Source organism: Corynebacterium sp., from assembly GCF_030826625.1.
GTDB lineage: Bacteria > Actinomycetota > Actinomycetes > Mycobacteriales > Mycobacteriaceae > Corynebacterium.
Map to the genome: position 1 here is coordinate 1 of NZ_JAPJNQ010000092.1, position 8,170 is coordinate 8,170.

Consider the following 8,170-nt stretch of genomic DNA (forward strand, 5'->3'; position numbering starts at 1 on the left):
TCGACGACCTGCGGGTCAATCTTGATATCGGTGACTTCAGCACCGCCAGTCATGGTGACCTCAACCAGGCCGTTGGCTGCTTTGCCGGTAACCGAGGTGGCCAGGATTTCCTCCTGCGCCTTCTGCAGGTTGGCCTGCATTTCGGCGGCCTGGGCGATCAGTTGCTGCATATCTTGTGGCTGAGTCATTGTTGATACTCCTTAAAATTTTGGTTGCTTTGTCGCGTTATCGTGTGGCGGATATCGCGTGCTGACGCCATTTTACCGGCCCTAGTTTACAACGGTCGTGCGCCCAATTCTGTTTCCAGCAGACGCCGCGCGGCTGCGTGGACTTCTTCGGGGGAGCGTTCCTCAGTGTCATCGGTAGCGTTATCGCTGCTCGCAGTGCTCTCGCCACCATCGGATTTTTCTACCTCGGCAGTGGATGTGCTTGACGACGCTGGCGGCACTTGCACCCCCGGTTGCTGGCCGGATTGGTCTCCGGGTTGCTGATCAGGTTGGTGCTCCGTTTGTTGGGTGGCCTGTGTCTGCGGGCGTTGTTCAGACTGCCTAGGCTGCGAGCTCTGTGGCGGACGGGAAGACTGCGACGCCTGCTCGTCTGGTACACCCTCGTCGGCTGCGGGCTCAGGCGGCAGAGGCACGCCGTCACCGAATGTGTCCGGCCCGGATTGCCCAGCCCGCCGCCGTGCCCGGTCTTTCGCTTGCTTAGCGACCTCACGCCAATCCTGATCTTGTGAGCTCGAATCTGGCTTCACGCTTGCGTTAGCAGCAGCGTTGCGCTGTTGCGGTTCCTGCGCTTGTCGCTGTAACTGTTGCCCTGTCTTGTGCTGTTGTCGTGGCTTCGGCGCATTGTGTGCAGCAGGAATTTTCGTGCCTACGACACATCGAACCTGCATCTTCTGGCCGACAGTGGCACTCACGGCCTCAACAATGACCGCATTATTGCGCTCGGAATTGATTCGTTCCGCGAGCGCACCAGTGTTGTGTCCGAGTACGACAGTATCGCCGTCGATAGTCAAGACTTTTGCTTCGGTGAGCATGACTTCCGCGACGCGGTTTTTCTCACCCACCGTGGAGCGGATATTCGTCCACCGACTACGAATCGTTTCCAGCACATCCTGGTTTGGCTCGCTAGCACTGCTCGTATCCGTGTCACTCGTCTCTTCTGCAGATTCGGTTGGTTCTGCCGGACCAGTCGGCCCTGCCTCACCGGTTGGCTCTGGCTCACCGGTTGGCCCTGCAGATTCAGTTGGTTCTGCACCGCTACCTGCCGTCGCAGAAGGCTCGGCTGCTTCGGATTCTGCTTGCTTAGATACTGCATGTTCTGACTGGTCTTGCTTGATTGCTGTTTCACCTGGCTCTGCTGGAGCTGGTGCAGGACCATGTGAGGGAGTGGACTTCGTCTGCGGCTGCCCAGTTCCCATTGCCGCCACCGCAGCAAGGGCCGCAGCTGCACCACGCGGCCCACCGGCAGCAGAGTCATTCCTCCCACCAGTGGGGGTTACGGAGTTGGTGTCGTCGGCAAGCGCCCCAGTGCCTTCGTGTCGCCCGGCACCGGGAGCACCAGTTCCGGCGACTCCGGCAGCAGGGCTCGAACCAGCGCTCGCTGCAGCTCCAGCTACAGAGCCCACGGCATAAGGCCTGGCCAGCAGATGCGCGCACAAAATCTCTAACAGCAACTGCGGCGAGGTCGCACCACGCATTTGTGGCAAACGCTCGTTGACCACGTCTGCATAATGCGTCAGCGCCTCCGGGCTAAACCAACCAGACTGCTCCTGCAAAACAGCAACGCGATCCTGCGGGGCAGAAACCAGACCTTCCTCGAATGCCTCGGGAACTGACTGGATAATCAGCAAATCCCGCAGGCGGTCCAGCAGGTCTTCCACGAAGCGCCGTGGTTCGTGACCAGCGTTGATAACGTCGTGGACGATGCGGAACAGCTCGCCTTTTTCGTCGTTCGCAAGCGCGCCAATCACGCGGTCAATCAACGCCAAGTCTGTCACGCCCAACAGCGGAGCGGCTTGCTGGTAGGTCAGCTCGCCATCTTTCGCACCAGCGAGCAGCTGGTCCAACAGCGACAGCGTATCGCGCGGCGAGCCACCACCGGCTTGCATCACCAACGGGTAGACGGCATCTTCTACCTGCACGTTTTCTTCTTCAACCACATGCTGGAGCAGCGACTTCATATCCGGTGGAGTCAGCAAACGGAACGGATAATTGTGGGTACGCGAGCGGATCGTGCCGATAACTTTTTCCGGCTCCGTCGTCGCAAAGATAAAAATGAGGTGCTCCGGCGGCTCCTCGACGATCTTCAACAAGGCATTGAAACCTTGCTGCGAGATCATGTGCGCCTCGTCGATGATGAAAATGCGATAACGAGATTCCGCCGGCGCGTAGTGGCCACGGTCGCGCAGCTCGCGCATATCTTCCACACCATTGTGTGAAGCCGCGTCGAGTTCTGTGACGTCCAGGTTGCCGGGACCACCGGGGGCGAGTGCACGGCAGCTATCGCACTTCCCGCATGGAGTCGAGGTCGGCCCTTCGACGCAGTTCAGTGAACGCGCGAGGATGCGCGCAGAGGAGGTCTTACCGCAACCACGCGGGCCTGAAAACAGGTAGGCGTGATTGATGCGGTGGGCATCGAGCGCCACTGATAAAGGTTCGGTGACCTGCGATTGTCCGATGACCTCAGCAAAACTTGCGGGACGATATTTCCGGTAAAGAGCCACGCCACCACTTTACCGATATCCACCGCTGCCCCAACAGAAAACAGCGCAGAAACAAAAACGGCAACAAAAACGACGCAGAATTTACCGTCCCCAGTCGCCTGGATCAATGCCTTCAGTCGATAACTTATCTTGCAGCTTGTCGACGCCATGATCCACGGCGAATTCGTACTCTGCATCGGTGAGCATGATCAGCTGACAAATCAGCGTGATCCGGTCGTCTTCTTCCAAGCGTGGCGTCTTGCCCGACCACAAATACGGCACGGCCAATAGTCCGTGGCGCACGGTGAGATGATCCTGCCCCAGCTCAGCGAATTTCTGGCCAATATCCGGCAGCAGCACCCCCGGCCGCGCTGGCAGCACGCCACCTGCCGAACGCAGCAACTCTGCGGCCGCCAGAACGGCAGTTGCAATGGCGGGCTGTTCGGCTTGCGCCACGGCGAGCAGCTCGCAGCGCACGGACTGGCCGGATTCGTCACTGGTCAGCCCGGTATCAACCGCGCCAAAATTGGCGGTCGCTGCCAGCGCTTGTTGCTCGTCTATCTGTGCGCTGGCAATACGCCACTCATCGAGCTTGCGGAATTCCAGTTTGGCCGGGATGAGTTGGCTGAGCCAATAGCCGGTTTCTTCGAATTGCAGGGGCTTAAGCCTCCTTCTTCTCAATCGCAGCCAGCAGCACGCAGGTGGCCACACCATCCATGGCGACAGCAACCTCATCGGCAGTAGGCATCGATGGTGCCAGGCGGATATTCCGGTTGTGCGGGTCTTTGCCGTACGGGAAGGAAGCACCGGCCTTGGTTAATTCAATTCCGGCTTCTTTCGCCAGCTCCCACACGCGTGTCGCGGTGCCATCGATGACGTTGAGGTCAATGAAGTAACCGCCTTCTGGGTGCGACCAACTAGCGACGTCATATCCGCCCAGTTTCTTTTCCAACAGATCCAGGACAGCGTCGAACTTCGGTGCCAATGATCCGGAGTGCTTGCGCATCAGCGCTTTCAGACCTTCTTCGTCTCCGAAGAAACGCGCGTGCGCCAGTTGGTTGACCTTGTTTGGGCCGATGCCGCGGGCGCTAGCGATAGAGGAATACCACGCAATGTTTTCTTCCGAGGAGGTGAAAAAGCCTACGCCCGAGCCAGCGTGAGTGACCTTGGACGACGACGACATTTCCCAGAAGCGGTTCGGGTTACCGGCGGCTGCCGCCATTTCATGCACGTTGTAGTTTTCCGGGAATTCGTTGGTCAGCGTGTGCAGCGCATACGCGTTATCCCACACAATGCGGAAATCTGGCGCGGCAGTGTCCATGGCAGCCAGCTTTTCGCAGACTTCCTTGGAGAAGATCGCTCCGGTTGGGTTGGAGAACACCGGCACGGCCCACATGCCCTTCACCTGCGGATCTTGGGCCAGCTTTTCCACGGCATCCATATCCGGACCGTCGTCAAGCATAGGAACTGAGACCATCTCGATGCCGAGTTTTTCGGTGATGGTGAAGTGGCGATCGTAACCCGGCACCGGGCAGATCCAGCGGACCTTTTCTTCTTGGCTCCACGGGCGTACAGAATCGTTGTTGCCGAAGGTGTACGACCACAACAGCAGGTCAAAAGTAATATTCAGCGAAGAAGAATCACCGGCGATGGTGTTGTCCACCGAACGTCCCAGGGCATTCGCCCAGATTTCACGCAGCTGCTTAATTCCCAGCAAGCCGCCGTAGTTGCGCACGTCGACGCCGTCGGCATCAATCGGGTCGTCACCAGGCAAGCTAAGCAGATCGTGGGAGAAATCGAGCTGTTCGTTCGACGGTTTACCGCGCGTCAGGTTCAGGTTCAGGTTTTTTGCCTGCAGATCCTGGTAATCTTTGCGCACCTGCTGGGCTAGTTCGTTGAATTGCTCAGTATCTAAGTCGAGGAGTGACATTAGGGTACTCGCCTACCTTCCATTACATCTATGCTGCTTGCCATGGTAGCGAGTTTGTGTGAGATCTGTGTTGGCTACCCAAAACAGAATGGCGATGCGGCAACGAGATCGTGTCCCATCCATCACAATCCGCCACTGCCACTAATCATGCTCCAACAATGACAACAGGTGGTGGCGCAGCTCATTTTTGCGCTTGACGACGGCTGGGTCCACATCACCGGTACGTGGGCGGGCAAGACCGACTCGTAAATCCTCCACGATGGTTGCCTCTGGCCCCGGCGACATGACCAAGATGCGATCAGACAGCAGGATCGCTTCGTCAACATCGTGGGTCACCATTACCACCGTGCGTCGGTTTTCTTCCCAAACTCTGAGCAGCAAGGTCTGTAATTGCCTCCGGGTCAGCGCATCCAACGCACCAAAAGGTTCATCCAGCAGCAAAATATCCGAACCAATGGCAAACGCACGCGCCAAACCCACCCGTTGCTGCATGCCACCGGACAATCGTGCGGGACGACGATCAGCCGCATGCCCCAAACTGACTTCATCCAGGAATTCCTGCGTGATTGTTTTCCGCTGGGCTTTCGACAAATCCGGCCGTGCAGAGCGCAGACCAAATTCGATATTGCCGCGTGCTGTCATCCATGGCAGCAGGGCGTGATTTTGAAAAACCACTCCTCGGTCTGGGCCCGGGCCGGTGATCACCTCGTCGCGGGCACGGACTTCGCCTGTCGACGGCGTCGCCAAGCCAGCAATCATGTTCAGCATCGTGGATTTGCCCGAACCCGACGGCCCCAGCAAGGAGACAAACTCGCCTTCCTTAATAGATACAGAGGTCTCGCCGATGATCGTCGTCGGCCCGTAGCTTTTTGTAATACTTTTAAATTCGATATGCGCGGTGCCAGTACCACTGGTGTTAGGCGCATCGACGGTATTTGGCACTGTATCGGTTGAGGTATTAGTCATAACGCACCACTTTCTGCAATGAAGCAACCAGGTAATCCAGGGCCAAGCCGATGGCACCGATGAAAACGATGACCACGACGATGGCATCAATATCCAGGCGGTTCCACATATTCCACACGAAAAAGCCGACGCCTTGCCCGCCGACGAGCATCTCCGCTGCCACAATCACCAGCCACGCGGTGGACAGCGATTGGCGCATACCCGTGATGATGCCGGGCAGCGCGGCAGGCCCGATGATGTAGAACAGCCGGTCCACACGGCTGGTGCCCAATGTGGCGCCGAGGTTTTTGTACGACGGGTGCACGCCGCGCACGGCTTCAATGGTGTTGAGCAGAGTGGGCCACAAAGCGGAGAGAATAATGACGAAGACCGCGGTATTTTCCGCATCGCGCAGCAGGGCAAGCCCCAACGGCAGCCACGCCAATGGGGATACCGGCCGCAGAATTTGCACAAAGGGGTCTGTCGCCCGGCGGAAGGTGGTGGACGATCCTAACCAAAAGCCCAGCGGAATGGCGATGAGCATCGCGATGATAAAACCGAACAGCACACGGCGCAGGGATGCCACCATGTGCCAGAAAATGCCGACGGAGGCTGGACCATCCCGGTAAAAAGGATCAGCCAAGATTTCGGCACCGCGGCTGAGGGTGCGAGCGGGCGTCGGCGCGATATCCGACAGCCACCCCGCAGCCGCTATTAATTGCCATACAAGAAGGAAAGCGAGAAACAGGCCAAGGCCGAGGACAACAGGTTTCCACGGACCAGGCTTTTTCGTTGGCAGCGCTCGCGTAGCTGACGTGCGAGTAGCTGGCGTGCGAGTAGCTGGCGTGCGAGTAGCTGGCGTGCGAGTAGCTGACGTTCGAATGGTAGACGTGTGAGTTTGAGACATTGTGGGTCCTTAACGCTGGTATCCAGCCGTGGGCTTCTGTGGATCAAATATCCGGCCATTGATGTCGACCGGGTCCGTGGTGCGGTCTGCCTCAGGTGGCAAGACAGATTCTGTGGCTGCTAAGAGCACATCGTCGTCCATCGTCAGCGCGGTGCCGCCGAGGTCCCAGCGCGCGATCTGCGCAGCCATCCAGGTGATCGCGGTAGCCGAAGTTTGTCCACCGAAATTGATCATGTCCGGGTCCACCACATCGGTGCCGTCCCAGGTGGTATAGGATCCGGCTAAAGCAGGCGAGATCAACTCTTCTTTCTGGTTGAGATATTTTTCTTCGGCCAATATCGACGCTGATTCGTGTACGTGATGCGGGCTGTCGACAAATTGGGCGCCTTCCCGCAAAGCCGCGACCACACGATCGCGTACCCCGCGGTCAATTTCTTTTGCTATAGCTACCGAGCAGCAGGGGTGGTTCTCCCACATCTGCCGGGTGGGAATGAACGCGCGGCCTGATCCTGTGGTCAATGCTCTTTGGTTAAACGGTTCGGGGCCGATAAAGCCATCAACAGCACCGACCGCCAATTGCGCCACCATGTCCGGTGGCCGCAAAAGCCGCAGTTCCACATCTGAAACCGGGTCAAGGCCACCGGCGACCAAATAATCGCGCAGGAGTAATGCATGCACCGAATACTCAAAGGGGATTCCTAACACCATGCCTGCAAGATCTGCCGGTTGTGAAACCGTATCCAGATAAGAAGTAGATAAAGTTAGCGCTTGGCCGTTGGTGTTTTGAGTAAAAGCCAATTCTGTTGGCCGGGAAGCATTCGTCGCACCTGCATCAATTGCCAGTGGCATTGGTGAGAGCATGTGCGCAACATCGAGGGTTCCGGTTGCATATGCCGTCCAGAGATCAGCCCACCCAGCGTATTTCCGTAGCTCTACGGTGAGTCCTTGTTTTTCAAATGCGCCGAGTGCGTCTGCGGCAACCAGCGGTGATGCACACGCAATGGGCACAAAGCCGATGACGAGTTTTTCTCGGGCGCCAGGACTAGCAGAAGATGCGGGCCCGGAATTACTGGTTTGTGGCTGTCGTGTTTGTGGCTGTGTAGAACAGGCAGAAAGCATGCCGCCTCCCAGCGCTACCCCGCCCATGGCTACTGCTTTGCGCAACATTTGCCGCCGGGACAGAATGCGATTATAGACCATGCGTTCTCCCTTAAATAGACCAATCAGTTCAGTAAGGGCTTAAACGTAAGTCAGAACACATGGCAGAGTCAATTTCTACATTCACGGCCACACAACGGGTATTGAGCACAAGTGCAGTTAACACGCCGTTCAGTCCATACAGTAACGCTGCGTCAGCTACAGAAGATTAATAGACAAGATTGTCTATCCAAGTGCCAATCTGGCAAAGCCCCAAGGATCCATACCTAGCCCCAACATGGGAAGGGTTATGCGACAAAAAGGGATGCGGGCGAAATCTTGCAGGATTTTCCGCCAGGATGGCGCAGATTCGAGGCGTGGTTGCGTACGGGCTTTCGGAATATGAACCGGGGGGTGTTTGCGGCTTTGCGCGGTGCCGGAAGCTTTGTTGGCTCGTTGACTCTCACTTTGCCCCCCTTAACCGTCTTCTGAAGTGTCCCAGGTTTTGTTCCGTTTGAGTAGATGGAAAAATCTTTCACCATGC

The 8,170-nt window shown here is 57.4% G+C and carries 8 protein-coding genes; all 8 read right to left on the bottom strand.

From position 1 onward, the window contains the following. Positions 1-188 (bottom strand): YbaB/EbfC family nucleoid-associated protein (locus tag RCH87_RS09500; protein ID WP_306516455.1); only part of this gene is annotated, 188 nt, incomplete at its 3' end. A gap of 86 nt (positions 189-274) precedes the next feature. Next, entirely contained in the window at positions 275-2,728 is a 2,454-nt protein-coding gene (locus RCH87_RS09505) for a DNA polymerase III subunit gamma and tau (protein WP_306516456.1), read from the bottom strand. 81 nt (positions 2,729-2,809) lie between these two features. After that, the gene (locus RCH87_RS09510) at positions 2,810-3,388 is read right to left on the bottom strand and encodes a suppressor of fused domain protein (protein WP_306516457.1); all 579 of its coding nucleotides are present in this window, start codon (positions 3,386-3,388) and stop codon (positions 2,810-2,812) included. Next, a complete protein-coding gene (locus RCH87_RS09515) occupies positions 3,369-4,637 on the bottom strand; it encodes an aminotransferase class I/II-fold pyridoxal phosphate-dependent enzyme (protein ID WP_306516458.1) in 1,269 nt (422 codons plus the stop codon). Before RCH87_RS09515 ends, RCH87_RS09510 begins: the two co-directional genes overlap by 20 nt. Positions 4,638-4,778: 141 nt before the next feature. Continuing rightward, positions 4,779-5,603 carry an ABC transporter ATP-binding protein gene (locus RCH87_RS09520; RefSeq protein WP_306516459.1) on the bottom strand — a complete coding sequence of 275 codons (825 nt, stop codon included), beginning with the start codon at positions 5,601-5,603 and terminating at the stop codon, positions 4,779-4,781. Further along, positions 5,596-6,489 carry an ABC transporter permease gene (locus tag RCH87_RS09525; RefSeq protein ID WP_306516460.1) on the bottom strand — a complete coding sequence of 298 codons (894 nt, stop codon included), beginning with the start codon at positions 6,487-6,489 and terminating at the stop codon, positions 5,596-5,598. The genes RCH87_RS09520 and RCH87_RS09525 overlap by 8 nt, the downstream gene beginning before the upstream one ends. 9 nt (positions 6,490-6,498) lie before the next feature. Then, the gene (locus tag RCH87_RS09530) at positions 6,499-7,689 is read right to left on the bottom strand and encodes an ABC transporter substrate-binding protein (protein WP_306516462.1); all 1,191 of its coding nucleotides are present in this window, start codon (positions 7,687-7,689) and stop codon (positions 6,499-6,501) included. Between the two features lie 245 nt (positions 7,690-7,934). Continuing rightward, positions 7,935-8,170, bottom strand: a 236-nt coding sequence (locus tag RCH87_RS09535) for a hypothetical protein (protein ID WP_306516463.1), incomplete at its 5' end; no start/stop codon positions are given.